A 15,391-nucleotide genomic window follows, 5' to 3' on the forward strand; every position below is an offset into this window, starting at 1 on the left:
CCCTATGGCACGCGACTATCCCCTTCAGCGGTACCGCAACTTCGGGATCATGGCCCACATCGATGCGGGCAAGACCACCACGACGGAGCGGATCCTCTACTACACCGGCAAGTCCCACAAAATCGGCGAAGTCCACGACGGCGCCGCAACCATGGACTGGATGGAGCAGGAGCAGGAACGCGGCATCACGATCACGTCTGCTGCGACCACGACTTTCTGGCAGCGTCAGGAAGATCCGACCGCAGAAGGCACCTCGGACACCAAGTACCGCTTCAACATCATCGACACCCCCGGCCACGTGGACTTCACCATCGAGGTGGAACGTTCGCTGGCCGTGCTTGACGGCGCAGTTTGCCTTCTCGACGCCAACGCAGGCGTTGAACCGCAGACCGAAACCGTTTGGCGTCAGGCTGACCGCTACAAGGTTCCGCGGATCGTGTTCGTCAACAAGATGGACAAGATCGGTGCGGATTACTTCAACTGCGTCAAAATGATCAAGGACCGCACCGGTGCCACCCCGGCACCCGTCTGTCTGCCGATCGGCGCAGAAGATAAGCTTGAAGGCATCATCGACCTGATCAAGATGGAAGAATGGGTCTGGAAAGGTGAAGACCTCGGCGCAAGCTGGGCTCGTGAACCGATCCGTGCCGATCTTCAGGACATGGCAGACGAGTGGCGCGCCAACCTCATCGAGATTGCTGTAGAGCAAGACGATGATGCGATGGAAGCCTATCTCGAAGGCAACGAGCCCGACGAGGACACCCTGCGGAAACTGATCCGTAAGGGCACCCTGTCGCTTTCGTTTGTGCCGGTTTTCGCCGGTTCGGCCTTCAAGAACAAGGGCGTCCAACCGCTGCTGAACGCGGTTATCGACTTCCTTCCCTCGCCGCTCGACGTGCCCGCCTATACCGGCTTCGCACCCGACGACGAGACCGAAACGCGTAACATCGAACGTCATGCGTCCGATGAGGAACCCTTCTCGGGTCTCGCGTTCAAAATCATGAACGACCCCTTCGTGGGCTCGCTGACCTTCACCCGTATCTACTCGGGCGTGCTGAAGAAGGGCGATTCTGTCCTGAACTCGACGAAGGGCAAGAAAGAGCGCATCGGTCGTATGATGATGATGCACGCGATCAACCGTGAAGAGATCGAAGAAGCATTCGCAGGCGACATCATCGCACTGGCTGGCCTCAAAGAGACCACCACCGGTGACACCCTCTGTGATGCATCCAAGCCCGTCGTTCTCGAAACGATGACCTTCCCGGAGCCGGTGATCGAGATCGCCGTGGAACCGAAGTCCAAAGCCGACCAAGAGAAAATGGGCATCGCCCTGGCTCGCCTGGCAGCAGAAGACCCGTCCTTCCGCGTCGAGACCAACTTCGAATCCGGTCAGACCATCATGAAGGGCATGGGCGAACTTCACCTCGACATCCTTGTTGACCGCATGAAGCGCGAATTCAAGGTCGAGGCGAATATCGGTGCTCCGCAGGTGGCGTATCGCGAGACCATCTCGATGCCGGCAGAGATCGACTACACGCACAAGAAACAAACCGGTGGTACCGGTCAGTTCGCGCGCGTGAAACTGGCGATCACTCCGACCGAGCCGGGCGAAGGTTACTCGTTCGAATCGAAAATCGTTGGTGGTGCTGTTCCGAAGGAATACATCCCGGGCGTCGAGAAGGGCATCCAGTCGGTTATGGACTCCGGTCCGCTGGCAGGCTTCCCGGTTATCGACTTCAAGGTCGCTCTGCTTGACGGCGCGTTCCACGATGTCGACTCGAGCGTTCTGGCCTTCGAAATCGCAACCCGTGCCGCAATGCGCGAAGGTCTTCGTAAGGCCGGTGCAAAGCTGCTCGAGCCGATGATGAAAGTGGAAGTCGTGACGCCGGAAGAATATACCGGTTCGATCATCGGCGACCTGACCTCGCGTCGTGGTATGGTTCAAGGGCAAGACACCCGCGGCAACGCGAATGTCATCAACGCCTTCGTCCCGCTCGCCAATATGTTCGGCTACATCAACAACCTGCGCTCCATGTCTTCGGGCCGCGCAGTGTTCACGATGATCTTCGCGCATTACGAAGCCGTTCCGCAGAACATCTCGGACGAAATCCAGAAACAATACGCCTGATCTATATGCGTCCGCGGTAGCCCCGCGGGCGCACCCCTTAGATCAGTACCCTGTGACAGGAGGCCATTATGGCAAAGGAAAAGTTTGAACGTAACAAACCGCACGTCAACATCGGCACCATCGGCCACGTTGACCACGGTAAAACCACGCTGACCGCTGCAATCACCAAATATTTCGGTGACTTCAAAGCCTACGACCAGATCGACGGCGCACCGGAAGAAAAAGCACGCGGCATCACCATCTCGACCGCACACGTCGAGTACGAGTCGGAAACCCGCCACTACGCGCACGTCGACTGCCCCGGCCACGCTGACTATGTGAAAAACATGATCACCGGTGCGGCACAGATGGACGGCGCGATCCTGGTTGTGAACGCAGCTGACGGCCCGATGCCGCAGACCCGCGAGCACATCCTGCTGGGCCGTCAGGTTGGCATCCCGTACATGGTCGTTTACCTGAACAAGGTTGACCAGGTGGATGACGAAGAGCTGCTGGAACTGGTGGAAATGGAAGTTCGTGAACTTCTGTCGTCCTACGACTTCCCCGGCGACGATATTCCGATCATCAAGGGTTCGGCTCTGGCCGCTCTGGAAGGTCGCGATCCGGAAATCGGCGAGAACTCGATCCGTGAGCTGATCGCAGCTGTCGACGAATACATCCCGACCCCGGCACGTGCTGTTGACCAGCCCTTCCTGATGCCGATCGAAGACGTGTTCTCGATCTCGGGCCGTGGTACCGTTGTGACCGGTCGTGTCGAGCGCGGCGTGATCAACGTTGGCGACGAACTGGAAATCGTTGGTATCCGCGACACCAAGAAAACGACCTGCACCGGTGTGGAAATGTTCCGCAAGCTGCTGGATCGTGGTGAAGCAGGCGACAACATCGGCGCCCTGCTGCGCGGTATCGACCGTGAAGGCGTTGAGCGTGGTCAGGTTCTGTGTAAGCCGGGTTCGGTCAAGCCGCACACCAAGTTCGAAGCAGAAGCCTATATCCTCACCAAAGAGGAAGGTGGCCGTCACACGCCGTTCTTCGCGAACTACCGTCCGCAGTTCTACTTCCGCACGACCGACGTCACCGGGACCGTTACGCTGCCGGAAGGCACCGAGATGGTTATGCCGGGCGACAACCTGAAGTTCGAAGTCGAACTGATCGCACCGATCGCAATGGAAGACGGTCTGCGCTTCGCAATCCGCGAAGGCGGTCGTACCGTTGGCGCAGGCGTTGTGTCGAAAATCCTCGCATAATCCTTCGGGAGAATGCGCGATACGGAAGGGCGGCCTTTGGGCCGCCCTTTTGCTTTGCGCCCCTTGTGGTCTGGCGGGGGAGGGGCGCTGCATTTGGTCGATGCCCTTCTGAGCGTTGTTCCTGCCCGCGACGCGCGCTAGATAGAGGGCAGTCCCCGAAGGAGCGCGCCGATGCCTGCCAGCCCGATCAAACTCTCGCATATCCTGACCGGTCCTGCGGCGGCCACTGATCTGCAAGGGGCGGATGAGGCACAGATCGTTGAAGCCCTGCGCGACGAGCGCCTGGCCTGGGTGCATCTGGATGGCACCCATCCCGAAGCGCAGGACTGGATCCGGCAGGAGTTGGACTATCTTGAACCGCAAGCGGTGGAGGCCCTGCTTGACCGAGATACGCGCCCGCGCACCACGGTGATCGGCGAGGGCATTTTGCTTATCCTGCGTGGGATCAACTTCAATGACGGGGAAGATCCCGAGGACATGGTGTCGGTCCGTATCTATGCCGATGCACGGCGGATCGTGACCATTGCGCGCAAGCGGGTCCGCGCGATCGAGCGGATGGATGATGCGATCAGGGCGGGGCGGGTGCCTGGTGATGCAGGGCTGTTCGTTGTGCGCCTGACCGAGGATATCGTCGAACGGATCGGCACGTTCCAGAGCGAGTTGGACGAACATGCCGAGACGCTGGAGGATAAGGTCTATGGACAGGGCGGGGACCATTTGCGGCGCGATGTGCTGGATCTGCGGCTGCAGGTCATCGCGATCCGGCGCTATCTCGGGCCGCAACGCGATGCGCTGTTGAAGGCGGCACAGTCGAATTGCCCCCTTGTGACATCCGAGGTCCGGCGGGAACTGGAAGAAGAAGCCGTGAAAATGACGCGGATTTCGGAAGATATGGACGAGCTCCGCGATCAGGCGCAGGTGCTGCGCGAAGAGCTTTCGACCCAGCTTTCGGATCGGGTGAACCGCAATACGTTCGTGCTGTCCGTGGTGTCGGTAATTTTCCTGCCGCTCGGGTTTCTGACGGGGCTTTTCGGGGTGAATATCGGCGGAATGCCGGGGTTGAATGACGATAATGCCTTCATGTGGCTTTGCCTGTGGTGCATCGGGCTGGTGCTGGTGCAGCTGGTCTTCATGTGGCGGCTGTTCACGCTGGGCCGTCAATAGGCGGGCCATCAATAGGAGGGAGGGTCGGCCGTTGCCCGTGGCGGCAACGGCGATTGGCTCAGGCGGCTTCGGCGCGACGGTGATGGGGGCCTTCCTCCACCTCTTCGATGATCTTGCCCACGAAAGCCTTCAGATCACCGGGATTGCGCGAGGTGATCAGCCCCAGATCATTCACCACCTCCGCATCGCGCCACTGCGCACCGGCATTGAGAAGGTCTGTCTTGATTGACGGGTAGGAGGTGACGTGGCGCCCCGCAACAACCCCCGCCTCGATCAGGAGCCAAGGTCCGTGACAGATGGCGGCGACGATTTTCTTGGCGTTAAAAAAGTTGCGGATCAGATTTACCGCCTCCGGCTTCGTTCGGAGAATATCGGGGTTGATCTGACCACCCGGCAGCACAATCGCATCAAACTCTTCCAGTTTGACATCGCTGATCGCAAGATCGCTGGCAACGGTTTCGCCCCAATCCTTTTCGTCCCAACTGCGGATCGCGGCCCCGTCGGGCGAGGCCACCACCACCTGCGCGCCTGCCTCGCGGAGCGCATCCCGTGGAACCATCAGTTCGGACTTCTCGAACCCGTCCGTCGCGATGATAAGGATTTTGCTGTCGGTGATCTTGGGCATGGTCTATTCCTTTTGCGATGGGTGTTGCGATGGGTGGGCCGTTTTGCAGCGGGTGCTGCGCGGGCCCTGATTGCCGACCCAACGCAAGGGCGCGAGGCTTGTTCCGCTGGGCCTCACGCGCGATGGAGGTGGACGGCCCTTCGCGCCCCCCTTCCGGCCCGTGGCACGAAGGAGCCAAGAAAAAATACGGCAACGGGCCAGTACGGGTTGACAGAATCCTTTATCGGGCCTATTGGCGCAGCCTGATCTATCCATAAGATCTAAAGGTTCGAAGCAGGCACCACATACGGTGCTGTCTGCCTCTCAACCTTCACGCCATGCGAGAGGCATGACATATGAACGGTCAAAACATCCGCATCCGGCTGAAGGCGTTCGATTACCGCGTACTGGATGCCAGCACGCAGGAAATCGTGAACACCGCAAAGCGTACGGGTGCACAGGTTCGCGGTCCCATCCCGCTGCCGAATAAAGTTGAGAAATTCACGGTTCTCCGTGGTCCGCACATCGACAAGAAGTCGCGCGACCAGTGGGAAATCCGTACGCATAAGCGTATGCTCGACATCGTCGACCCGACCCCGCAAACCGTTGACGCACTGATGAAGCTCGACCTCGCCGCTGGCGTGGATGTCGAGATCAAGGTCTAAGGGAGAGTCACGATGCGGACTGGTGTTATCGCCAAGAAGCTGGGCATGACCCGGCTTTTCCTTGAAGACGGCAAGCAGGTTCCTGTTACCGTTCTTCAACTCGACAACCTGCAAGTCGTTGCTCAACGTACCACCGATCGCGATGGTTATGTTGCAGTGCAGCTGGGTGCAGGCGACGCAAAAGCAAAGCGCGTGAGCGCGGCTGAGCGTGGTCACTTCGCGAAAGCTTCCGTTGCGCCCAAGCGCAAGGTTGCTGAATTCCGCGTATCCGAAGAAAACCTGATCGAAGTCGGTTCGGAAATCGCTGCAAACCACTACAATGAAGGCCAGTTCGTGGATATCGCGGGCACCTCCATCGGTAAAGGTTTTGCGGGTGCGATGAAGCGCCACAACTTCGGCGGTCTGCGTGCATCGCACGGTGTGTCGATCTCGCACCGTTCGCACGGTTCGACCGGTCAATGTCAGGATCCGGGTAAGGTCTTCAAAGGCAAGAAGATGGCTGGCCATCTTGGTGCCGTTCGTGTGACCACCCAGAACCTGCAAGTCGTTCGCACCGATGCAGAGCGCGGCCTGATCCTTGTTAAAGGTTCGGTTCCGGGTTCCAAAGGCGGTTGGGTCACGATCAAGGACGCGGTCAAGAAACCGCTGCCCGAGAACGTTCCGATGCCGGCGGCTCTGAAAGGCGCGGCTGCTCCTGCCGAAGAAGCTCCGGCAGAAGGGGGTGAAGCATGAAACTTGATGTGATCAAGCTCGACGCTGGCAAAGCTGGCGATATCGAACTGGCAGACGACATCTTCGGTCTCGAGCCGCGCGCAGACATTCTGCACCGCGTTGTTCGCTGGCAGCGTGCGAAAGCACAAGCCGGTACGCACTCGACGCTCGGCAAGTCGGACGTGTCCTACTCGACCAAGAAGATCTACCGCCAAAAAGGCACCGGTGGCGCACGTCACGGTTCCAAGAAGGCTCCGATCTTCCGTCACGGTGGTGTGTACAAGGGTCCGACCCCGCGTTCGCACGCGCACGATCTGACGAAGAAGTTCCGCGCTCTGGGTCTGAAGCATGCTCTGTCGTCCAAAGCGGCAACCGGCAATCTGGTGGTTCTCGAGGATATCAACCTCGGCGAATCGAAAACCAAAGCGCTGGCTAAAGCGGCTAAGGAACTGGGCTGGAAAAAGGTCCTGATCATCGACGGTGCTGACGTGAACGATAACTTCGCGAAAGCAGCTCGTAACATCGAAGGTATCGATGTTCTGCCGTCGATGGGCGCCAACGTTTATGACATCCTCAAGCGTGAGACCCTGGTTCTCACCAAAGCGGGCGTCGAAGCACTGGAGGCTCGCCTGAAATGAGCGCGAAACCCGAACATTACGACGTGATCGTCAAGCCGATCATCACCGAAAAAGCGACGCTGGCGTCGGAAAACGGTGCGGTTGTCTTCGAAGTCGCCAAAGACTCCTCGAAGCCCGAGATCAAGGCAGCGGTCGAGACCCTCTTCAATGTCAAGGTGAAAGCCGTCAACACGACGATCACCAAAGGCAAGAACAAGCGTTTCCGCGGTATCGCGGGCAAGCGCTCGGACGTGAAGAAGGCCTATGTGACCCTCGAAGAAGGCAACACGATCGACGTGACCACCGGTCTGTGATCTGTTGATCCTTATGACTTCGGAGAGCCCCTGCATTTGCGGGGGCTTTTCTTTTCGCGATAGGGCAGGGGGCTAGAGAATAGCGTCTTGCATCAAGGGCTTGGCTTGTGGCCTTAAATATAAGGTCACAAAGCGCCAAATGGGCCAATTCAGCAGTAGACGGATTGGCTTCTTTTTGGTAGCTACGCGCATCGCCAGAGGCTTCGGATTCGTCCGGGGCCGGTTGGCGTTGTTATCTGGGGACCTTAGGGGCCCTTCACATAAGGCGGTACAACCCGCCTTCAGCTAACGGAAGACAGAAAGCATGGCACTTAAGTCGTATAAACCGACTACGCCGGGCCAGCGTGGGCTGGTTCTGATCGACCGTTCGGAGCTTTGGAAAGGCCGTCCGGTCAAAGCCCTCACCGAGGGTTTGACGAAGACTGGTGGCCGGAACAACACCGGACGCGTCACGATGTGGCACAAGGGTGGTGGCGCGAAGCGTCTCTACCGTATCGTTGACTTCAAGCGTCGCAAATTTGACGTTCCGGCTATCGTCGAGCGCATCGAATACGACCCGAACCGGACCGCGTTCATCGCGCTGATCCGCTACGAAGATGGCGAAGCCGCTTATATCCTCGCACCGCAACGTCTCGCTCTCGGCGATAAAGTTGTGTCGGGCGAGAAGGTCGATATCAAGCCGGGTAACGCAATGCCGTTCTCGGGTATGCCGATCGGTACCATCGTTCACAACATCGAACTGAAGCCGGGTAAAGGCGGTCAGATCGCACGCGCAGCTGGCACCTATGCCCAGTTCGTGGGTCGTGATGGTGGCTACGCTCAGATCCGTCTTTCCTCGGGCGAGCTGCGTCTTGTGCGTCAGGAATGCATGGCCACCATCGGTGCCGTGTCGAACCATGACCACTCGAACCAGAACCTCGGTAAAGCAGGTCGTAAGCGTCACATGGGCGTCCGCCCGACCGTTCGCGGCGTTGCAATGAACCCGATCGACCACCCGCATGGTGGTGGTGAAGGCCGGACCTCCGGTGGCCGTCACCCGGTTACCCCGTGGGGCAAGCCGACCAAGGGCAAACGCACCCGTACGAACAAGTCGACGGATAAATATATCCTGCGCTCGCGTCACGCGAAGAAGAAGGGTCGTTAAGATATGTCTCGTTCTGTTTGGAAAGGCCCCTTCGTCGATGCCTATCTGCTGAAAAAAGCAGAGAAAGCGCGCGAGTCGGGCAAAAGCGAAGTGATCAAGATCTGGTCGCGTCGCTCGACCATCCTGCCGCAATTCGTTGGCCTCACCTTCGGGGTCTACAATGGTCAGAAGCACATCCCGGTCGCTGTGACCGAGGAAATGATCGGTCAGAAGTTCGGTGAATATTCGCCGACCCGTACCTATTACGGTCACGCTGCTGACAAGAAAGCCAAGAGGAAGTAATCGTCATGGGTAAGGAAAAGAATCCGCGCCGCGTGGCGGATAACGAAGCAATGGCAAAATCGCGCATGCTTCGCACCTCGCCGCAGAAACTGAATCTCGTTGCAGCGATGATCCGCGGCAAGAAGGTCGACAAGGCTCTGGCCGATCTGACCTTCTCGAAGAAGCGTATCGCGATCGACGTGAAGAAGTGCCTGCAATCGGCTATCGCCAATGCGGAAAACAACCACGGTCTGGACGTTGACGAGCTGGTCGTCGCGGAAGCATGGGTTGGTAAGAACCTGGTCATGAAGCGCGGTCGCCCGCGTGCCCGTGGTCGCTTCGGCAAGATCATGAAGCCGTTTTCGGAGCTCACCATCAAGGTGCGTCAGGTTGAGGAGCAAGCATAATGGGTCATAAGGTAAATCCGATCGGTATGCGTCTCCAGGTCAACCGCACCTGGGACAGCCGCTGGTTCGCTGAAAGCAAGGATTTCGGTGATCTTCTTCTGGAAGACATCAAGATCCGCGAGTTCATCAAGCACGAAGCGAAACAAGCTGGCATCTCGCGCGTGATCATCGAGCGCCCGCACAAAAAGTGCCGTGTGACCATTCACGCAGCACGTCCGGGTGTGATCATCGGTAAAAAAGGCGCCGATATCGAAGCTCTGCGCAAGAAGCTTGCAAACTTCACCGACAGCGAACTTCACCTGAACATCGTTGAAGTCCGCAAGCCGGAAATCGACGCGCAACTGGCCGCAGAGTCCATCTGCCAACAGCTCGAGCGTCGTGTGTCCTTCCGTCGTGCGATGAAGCGTACCGTTCAGAACGCGATGCGCATGGGTGCACTTGGTATCCGTGTAAACGTTGCCGGCCGTCTGGGCGGTGCCGAGATCGCGCGTACCGAATGGTATCGTGAAGGTCGCGTTCCGCTGCACACGCTGCGTGCGGATATCGACTATGCACATTGCGAGGCAATGACCCCCTACGGGATCATCGGCGTCAAAGTGTGGATCTTCAAAGGCGAGATCATGGAACATGATCCGCAGGCACGTGAGCGCAAAGCTGCTGAAGCCCAAGAGGGTCCGGCACCGCGCGGTCCGCGCCGTGAGCGCGAGCGCTGAGGGGTATTAGACCATGTTGCAACCGAAACGGACGAAGTTCCGCAAACAGCACAAAGGCCGGATCCACGGTGAAGCCAAAGGCGGCACCGATCTGAACTTTGGTCACTTTGGTCTGAAGGCGATTGAGCCCGAGCGTGTTACCGCACGCCAGATCGAAGCTGCCCGTCGTGCAATCAACCGTCACATGAAGCGCCAGGGCCGCGTTTGGATCCGGATCTTCCCGGATACCCCGGTCACCGCGAAACCGACCGAAGTCCGTATGGGTAAAGGTAAAGGTTCCGTGGATTTCTGGGCAGCGAAAGTGAAGCCCGGCCGCGTGATGTTCGAAATCGACGGCGTGAACGAGACCATCGCACGTGAGGCCCTGCGCCTTGGTGCTGCGAAGCTCCCGGTCGCGACCCGCATCGTCGAGCGTCAGGACTGGTAAGTCCGGTCCACCTAAATTGAAGCAAGGCGCGGGGGATTTCTCTCCCGCGCCTTGTTTTATTCCAACACCCCTTGCCAGATTGGCTCGATGATGGTAGTTGGCCGGTGTTCCTGGCAACAGGATCGACATAACCCACCAGAATCAGGGTCACCCCAAGCGTGTATACGCACGCAAGCGGGGCCCTCTGGTGCCATTTAAAGGACCAAAGGCATGAAAGCCCAAGAACTCAAGGCCAAGACGGCCGATGAGCTCCGTGACGAGCTTGTCGCGCTGAAAAAGGAAGCGTTTAACCTCCGCTTTCAGGCAGCCACCAACCAGCTGGAAAACACCGCTCGCATGCGCGCCGTCCGTCGTGACGTTGCTCGCGTGAAAACCGTGTTGACCCAAAAAGCTGCTGAAGCTGCTGCGAACTGAGGAATCTTCCCATGCCCAAACGTATCCTTCAAGGCGTCGTGACCTCGGACAAGAACGAACAGACGATCACCGTCTCTGTCGAGCGCCGTTTCACGCACCCCGTTCTGAAAAAGACCATTCGTAAATCCAAGAAGTATCGTGCGCATGACGCGAACAATGCTTTCAAGGTAGGTGACACTGTTCGTATCGAAGAGTGCGCGCCGATTTCGAAGACCAAGCGCTGGACGGTCGTCGTCGAAGCCTGATTTCCGCAAGGAATTCAGGCCCGGCGATAAACACCAGTTTATCGAAACCCTGGGGCGCCAACTGCATGGTCGTCTCCAAAGGTCGGGAGTAACCCTATGATCCAGATGCAGACCAATCTGGATGTTGCTGACAATTCCGGTGCTCGGAAAGTTCAGTGCATCAAGGTTCTGGGTGGTTCGCACCGTCGCTATGCGTCGGTCGGCGACATTATCGTCGTCTCCGTCAAGGAAGCCATTCCGCGTGGCCGTGTGAAAAAAGGGGACGTGCGTAAAGCCGTCGTCGTTCGCACCGCCAAAGAAGTTCGTCGTGAAGATGGCACCGCCATCCGTTTCGACTCGAACGCAGCAGTTATCCTGAACAACAACGGCGAGCCCGTTGGTACCCGTATCTTCGGACCGGTTGTTCGCGAACTGCGCGCCAAGAACTTCATGAAAATTATCTCGCTTGCTCCGGAGGTGCTGTAATGGCTGCTAAACTCCGCAAAGGTGATAAGGTTGTTGTTCTGTCCGGTAAGGACAAAGGCAAACAGGGTGAGATCACCTCGGTTATGCCGGCTTCGAACAAAGCCGTGGTCGATGGCGTGAACGTCGCGATCCGTCACACGCGCCAAACCCAAACGAGCCAAGGTGGCCGTCAGCCGAAGGCAATGCCGATCGACCTGTCGAACCTCGCTCTGCTGGATGCAAACGGTAAAGCAACCCGCGTCGGCTTCCGCATGGAAGACGGCAAAAAGGTTCGTTTCGCCAAGACCACGGGGGACGTTATCTGATGCTCGACCTCGCAACTTACACTCCGCGCCTGAAAGGCGAGTACGAATCCAAGATCCGTGCTGCCATGAAGGAAGAGTTTGGTCTGAAAAACGACATGATGATCCCGAAGATCGAAAAGATCGTGATCAACATGGGCGTTGGCGAAGCCACGAAAGACACCAAAAAAGTCAAGCAAGCCGCTGAAGAGCTGACGCTCATCGCCGGTCAGAAGGCTGTCATGACGAAAGCGAAGAAGTCCATCGCAGGCTTCCGCGTTCGTGAAGAGATGCCGCTTGGCTGCAAGGTGACCCTGCGCGGCACCCGTATGTACGAATTCCTCGACCGCCTGATCAACGTGGCACTGCCGCGCGTCCGCGACTTCCGCGGCGTGAAGCCGTCCTTCGATGGGCGTGGTAACTTCGCAATGGGTCTCAAAGAACAGATCGTGTTCCCCGAGATCGATTTCGACAAAGTCGACGAAGTTCTGGGTATGGACATCATCATCGTGACCACGACCAATGATGACGCGCAGGCGAAGTCGCTTCTGAAGCACTTCAACATGCCGTTCTCGGCCTGATCGCGAGGAGAGTGAACAATGGCTAAGAAATCCATGGTTGCGCGCGAAGTGAAGCGTGAGCGTCTTGTTAAACAATACGCCGCGAAACGCGCCGCACTGAAAGAAGTCATCGCCGATCAGGATCGTCCGATGGAAGAGCGCTTCAAAGCTTCCCTGAAGCTGGCAGAACTGCCGCGCAACTCCTCGGCTGTCCGCTTGCACAACCGTTGCCAGCTGACCGGTCGTCCCCACGCTTACTACCGTAAGCTCAAAGTCTCGCGTATCAAGCTGCGTGACCTGGCCTCCTTCGGTCAGATCCCCGGCATGGTCAAGTCGAGCTGGTAAGGAGGTCTCGTATGTCTATGAACGATCCTCTCGGCGATATGCTGACCCGCATCCGCAACGCGCAAATGCGCGGCAAGTCCACCGTCAAAACCCCCGCGTCGAAACTGCGCGCTTGGGTTCTCGACGTGCTTGCAGCGGAAGGCTACATCCGCGGCTACGAGTCGACCACCGACTCGCGCGGTCTGCCTGAAATCACCATCAGCCTGAAATACTACGAAGGCACCCCGGTCATCCGCGAACTCAAGCGCGTATCGACCCCGGGCCGTCGTGTGTACATGGCTGCGAAAGACGTCCCGTCGGTCCGTCAGGGCCTCGGCGTTTCCATCGTCTCCACGTCCAAGGGCGTGATGTCGGATGCAGATGCTCGCAACGCCAATGTTGGCGGCGAAGTCCTCTGCACCGTCTTCTAAGGAGGTAGCCGATGTCTCGTATTGGTAAGAAGGCAGTGGAACTTCCGAGCGGTGTGACCGCTTCGGTGTCCGGCCAGACCATCGAAGTGAAAGGCCCGAAAGGGACCCGTCACTTCACCGCCACCGACGATGTCAGCCTTTCGGTTGAAGGTTCTTCGGTTTCCGTGACCCCGCGTGGCCTGTCCAAACGTGCGCGTCAGCAGTGGGGTATGGCCCGCTCGATGATCGCGAACCTTGTGACCGGCGTCACCGTTGGCTTCAAGAAAGAGCTCGAAATTCAGGGTGTGGGTTACCGCGCCACGATGCAGGGCAACACTCTGAAGCTGGCACTGGGCTATTCGCATGATGTGGACTTCGCTGTTCCGGCTGGTGTGACCATCACCTCGCCGAAAAACACCGAGATCGTCATCGAAGGCATCGACCAACAGCTCGTTGGTCAGGTTGCTGCGAATATCCGCGAGTGGCGTGCGCCCGAGCCCTATAAAGGCAAAGGCATCCGCTACAAGGGTGAGTATGTCTTCCGTAAGGAAGGCAAGAAGAAGTAAGGGGCGCGAAAATGGCGAACAAGAAAAGAGAACTGTTCCTGAAGCGCCGCCTGCGCGTGCGGAACAAACTGCGCAAAATGGCCAATGGCCGTGCGCGTCTGTCGGTTCACCGCTCGTCGAAAAACATCAGCGTCCAGCTGATCGACGATCTGAACGGTGTGACCCTTGCAGCGGCTTCGACCCTCGAGAAGGATCTGGGCCTCGTTGGCAAAAACAACGTGGAAGCAGCGACCAAGATCGGTGCAACCATCGCGGAACGTGCCAAGGCTGCAGGCGTCGAAGAGTGCTATTTCGACCGTGGCGGTTTCCTGTTCCACGGGAAAATCAAGGCACTGGCCGATGCAGCTCGCGAAGGCGGTCTGAAGTTCTGATCCTCTCTGCCTTCGGGCAGGGTGATCGAAATCTTGCGAAGGGCGCCGCAATGCGCCCTTCGATTTTAGAGCAGGGGGCAACCCCTCGATGATCCAGGGATGCAAATCCACTTGGATTGGGAAAAGGACTTCGGTCCATATCAGGAGATGTTTTCATGGCAGAACGTGAAAACCGCCGGGATCGCCGCGAGCGCGAAGAGACCCCGGAATTCGCAGATCGTCTTGTCGCGATCAACCGCGTGTCGAAAACCGTCAAAGGCGGTAAACGTTTCGGCTTCGCAGCACTCGTCGTCGTTGGCGACCAGCGCGGCCGCGTCGGTTTCGGCAAAGGCAAAGCGAAAGAGGTGCCGGAGGCAATCCGTAAGGCGACCGAGCAAGCAAAGCGCAACATGTTCCGTGTTCCGCTGCGTGATGCGCGTACCCTGCACCACGATATCGAAGGCCGTCACGGCGCTGGCCGCGTGATCATGCGCACCGCACCTGCCGGTACCGGTATCATCGCGGGTGGTCCGATGCGTGCCGTCTTCGAAATGCTGGGCGTTCAGGACGTGGTTGCCAAGTCGACCGGTTCGCAGAACCCCTACAACATGATCCGTGCGACGCTTGATGCGCTTCGTCAGGAACAAAGCCCCCGTAACGTCGCGGCTCGCCGTGGCAAGAAAGTGGCTGACATCCTGAAGAAGCCGGAAGCCGAATCGGCTGACGCGTAAGGAGATCAGGACATGGCTACTATCGTTGTGAAACAAATCGGTTCGCCGATCCGCCGTCCCGCTTCTCAGCGCGCTACGCTGAAAGGCCTCGGTCTGAACAAGATGAACCGCACCCGCGAGCTCGAAGACACCCCCGCCGTCCGCGGCATGGTGAACTCGATCCCGCACCTCGTTGCGATCATCGAAGAAAAAGCCTGATTTTATTCAGAGTTTTTGACAAAGCGCCCCGGCATCGTCCGGGGCGTTTTTGTACCTGTCTCCCTTTCCAGAGGTATGAAGATGGATATGAAAGACCAGAAGGCCGAGACCTTCCAGATTTTCGCCGAGATTGCCAAGATGGATGCTGTGCCCGCCGAAGGCGTCGTGGCGTTCCAGTTTGTCATGGATGATGACGGGGCGAATTGGGACGACCTGTCCGATGCGGCCGAGGCCCTTGGGTATGGCGTCGAGTTTTACGAGGCGCAGGATGACGAGGATGAGGCCGTGGCCGAGATCACGACGCCGGTTATCACGCTGGATGCCGAGACCCTCTGGGCACATGAGGAAAAGCTGACGCTTCTGGCGTCCATTCATGGTTTCGCGCCGGATGGCTGGGCCTTTTCGGGACGCTGACAGATGAGGGCATTCCTTACTGGTTTGGCGGCGG

25 protein-coding genes are annotated in these 15,391 nt (G+C 58.2%); 24 read left to right on the forward strand and 1 reads right to left on the reverse strand.

Annotation, left to right across the window (positions count from 1 at the left end; all coding sequences use genetic code 11):
* Window positions 1-4 precede the first annotated feature (4 nt).
* The 3 genes from fusA to WDB86_RS12950 all read left to right on the forward strand — a co-directional run bounded on the left by fusA (window position 5) and on the right by WDB86_RS12950 (window position 4,536).
* A complete protein-coding gene (fusA, locus tag WDB86_RS12940) occupies window positions 5-2,128 on the forward strand; it encodes an elongation factor G (protein WP_339108093.1) in 2,124 nt (707 codons plus the stop codon).
* 68 nt (window positions 2,129-2,196) lie between these two features.
* A complete protein-coding gene (tuf, locus tag WDB86_RS12945; RefSeq protein ID WP_339108092.1) occupies window positions 2,197-3,372 on the forward strand; it encodes an elongation factor Tu in 1,176 nt (391 codons plus the stop codon).
* Window positions 3,373-3,543: 171 nt separating this feature from the next.
* Entirely contained in the window at window positions 3,544-4,536 is a 993-nt protein-coding gene (locus tag WDB86_RS12950; RefSeq protein WP_406736101.1) for a zinc transporter ZntB, read from the forward strand.
* A 58-nt stretch (window positions 4,537-4,594) separates the two neighbouring features.
* On the opposite strand, the gene WDB86_RS12955 is transcribed toward WDB86_RS12950, so the two are convergent.
* Complete coding sequence (locus WDB86_RS12955) at window positions 4,595-5,161, reverse strand: type 1 glutamine amidotransferase domain-containing protein (RefSeq protein ID WP_339108090.1); 567 nt, start codon at window positions 5,159-5,161, stop codon at window positions 4,595-4,597.
* 335 nt (window positions 5,162-5,496) lie between these two features.
* On the opposite strand from WDB86_RS12955, the gene rpsJ reads away from it, so the two are divergent.
* From rpsJ to WDB86_RS13060, 21 genes are all read left to right on the forward strand, one after another.
* Window positions 5,497-5,805, forward strand: a complete 309-nt coding sequence (gene rpsJ / locus WDB86_RS12960) for a 30S ribosomal protein S10 (RefSeq protein ID WP_339108089.1) — start codon at window positions 5,497-5,499, stop codon at window positions 5,803-5,805.
* A 12-nt stretch (window positions 5,806-5,817) separates the two neighbouring features.
* The gene (gene rplC, locus WDB86_RS12965) at window positions 5,818-6,537 is read left to right on the forward strand and encodes a 50S ribosomal protein L3 (protein WP_339108088.1); all 720 of its coding nucleotides are present in this window, start codon (window positions 5,818-5,820) and stop codon (window positions 6,535-6,537) included.
* On the forward strand, window positions 6,534-7,154 hold the full coding sequence (gene rplD, locus WDB86_RS12970) for a 50S ribosomal protein L4 (RefSeq protein ID WP_339108087.1): 621 nt from the start codon (window positions 6,534-6,536) through the stop codon (window positions 7,152-7,154). The genes rplC and rplD overlap by 4 nt, the downstream gene beginning before the upstream one ends.
* Window positions 7,151-7,447: a 50S ribosomal protein L23 gene (locus WDB86_RS12975; RefSeq protein ID WP_339108086.1), complete on the forward strand. Its 297-nt coding sequence runs from the start codon at window positions 7,151-7,153 to the stop codon at window positions 7,445-7,447. Before rplD ends, WDB86_RS12975 begins: the two co-directional genes overlap by 4 nt.
* Before the next feature lie 304 nt (window positions 7,448-7,751).
* Window positions 7,752-8,591: a 50S ribosomal protein L2 gene (gene rplB, locus WDB86_RS12980; protein WP_339108085.1), complete on the forward strand. Its 840-nt coding sequence runs from the start codon at window positions 7,752-7,754 to the stop codon at window positions 8,589-8,591.
* A gap of 3 nt (window positions 8,592-8,594) precedes the next feature.
* Complete coding sequence (gene rpsS, locus WDB86_RS12985; protein WP_339108084.1) at window positions 8,595-8,873, forward strand: 30S ribosomal protein S19; 279 nt, start codon at window positions 8,595-8,597, stop codon at window positions 8,871-8,873.
* 5 nt (window positions 8,874-8,878) lie between these two features.
* Window positions 8,879-9,259, forward strand: coding sequence for a 50S ribosomal protein L22 (gene rplV, locus WDB86_RS12990; protein ID WP_339108083.1), 381 nt, complete (start codon window positions 8,879-8,881; stop codon window positions 9,257-9,259).
* Window positions 9,259-9,972 carry a 30S ribosomal protein S3 gene (rpsC, locus tag WDB86_RS12995; RefSeq protein ID WP_406736102.1) on the forward strand — a complete coding sequence of 238 codons (714 nt, stop codon included), beginning with the start codon at window positions 9,259-9,261 and terminating at the stop codon, window positions 9,970-9,972. Before rplV ends, rpsC begins: the two co-directional genes overlap by 1 nt.
* Window positions 9,973-9,985: 13 nt before the next feature.
* Window positions 9,986-10,399: a 50S ribosomal protein L16 gene (gene rplP, locus WDB86_RS13000; RefSeq protein ID WP_339108081.1), complete on the forward strand. Its 414-nt coding sequence runs from the start codon at window positions 9,986-9,988 to the stop codon at window positions 10,397-10,399.
* Window positions 10,400-10,609: 210 nt separating this feature from the next.
* Window positions 10,610-10,813, forward strand: a complete 204-nt coding sequence (gene rpmC, locus WDB86_RS13005) for a 50S ribosomal protein L29 (protein WP_339108080.1) — start codon at window positions 10,610-10,612, stop codon at window positions 10,811-10,813.
* An 11-nt stretch (window positions 10,814-10,824) separates the two neighbouring features.
* Window positions 10,825-11,058: a 30S ribosomal protein S17 gene (gene rpsQ, locus WDB86_RS13010; RefSeq protein WP_339108079.1), complete on the forward strand. Its 234-nt coding sequence runs from the start codon at window positions 10,825-10,827 to the stop codon at window positions 11,056-11,058.
* Between the two features lie 96 nt (window positions 11,059-11,154).
* Entirely contained in the window at window positions 11,155-11,523 is a 369-nt protein-coding gene (gene rplN / locus WDB86_RS13015; RefSeq protein ID WP_339108078.1) for a 50S ribosomal protein L14, read from the forward strand.
* Entirely contained in the window at window positions 11,523-11,828 is a 306-nt protein-coding gene (rplX, locus tag WDB86_RS13020; RefSeq protein ID WP_339108077.1) for a 50S ribosomal protein L24, read from the forward strand. The genes rplN and rplX overlap by 1 nt, the downstream gene beginning before the upstream one ends.
* The gene (gene rplE, locus WDB86_RS13025; protein WP_339108076.1) at window positions 11,828-12,385 is read left to right on the forward strand and encodes a 50S ribosomal protein L5; all 558 of its coding nucleotides are present in this window, start codon (window positions 11,828-11,830) and stop codon (window positions 12,383-12,385) included. The genes rplX and rplE overlap by 1 nt, the downstream gene beginning before the upstream one ends.
* Window positions 12,386-12,403: 18 nt before the next feature.
* Window positions 12,404-12,709, forward strand: coding sequence for a 30S ribosomal protein S14 (gene rpsN, locus WDB86_RS13030; protein WP_339108075.1), 306 nt, complete (start codon window positions 12,404-12,406; stop codon window positions 12,707-12,709).
* A gap of 11 nt (window positions 12,710-12,720) precedes the next feature.
* A complete protein-coding gene (gene rpsH, locus WDB86_RS13035; RefSeq protein ID WP_339108074.1) occupies window positions 12,721-13,119 on the forward strand; it encodes a 30S ribosomal protein S8 in 399 nt (132 codons plus the stop codon).
* Window positions 13,120-13,130: 11 nt separating this feature from the next.
* Window positions 13,131-13,664, forward strand: coding sequence for a 50S ribosomal protein L6 (gene rplF, locus WDB86_RS13040; RefSeq protein WP_339108073.1), 534 nt, complete (start codon window positions 13,131-13,133; stop codon window positions 13,662-13,664).
* 11 nt (window positions 13,665-13,675) lie between these two features.
* Entirely contained in the window at window positions 13,676-14,035 is a 360-nt protein-coding gene (gene rplR, locus WDB86_RS13045; protein WP_339108072.1) for a 50S ribosomal protein L18, read from the forward strand.
* Between the two features lie 155 nt (window positions 14,036-14,190).
* Window positions 14,191-14,745: a 30S ribosomal protein S5 gene (rpsE, locus tag WDB86_RS13050; RefSeq protein ID WP_339108071.1), complete on the forward strand. Its 555-nt coding sequence runs from the start codon at window positions 14,191-14,193 to the stop codon at window positions 14,743-14,745.
* Window positions 14,746-14,757: 12 nt separating this feature from the next.
* A complete protein-coding gene (gene rpmD / locus WDB86_RS13055) occupies window positions 14,758-14,943 on the forward strand; it encodes a 50S ribosomal protein L30 (protein ID WP_339108070.1) in 186 nt (61 codons plus the stop codon).
* 87 nt (window positions 14,944-15,030) lie between these two features.
* Entirely contained in the window at window positions 15,031-15,357 is a 327-nt protein-coding gene (locus tag WDB86_RS13060; protein WP_339108069.1) for a ribonuclease E inhibitor RraB, read from the forward strand.
* Window positions 15,358-15,391: the final 34 nt, after the last annotated feature.

Source organism: Thioclava sp. GXIMD4215 (assembly GCF_045291555.1).
Lineage (GTDB): Bacteria > Pseudomonadota > Alphaproteobacteria > Rhodobacterales > Rhodobacteraceae > Thioclava > Thioclava litoralis.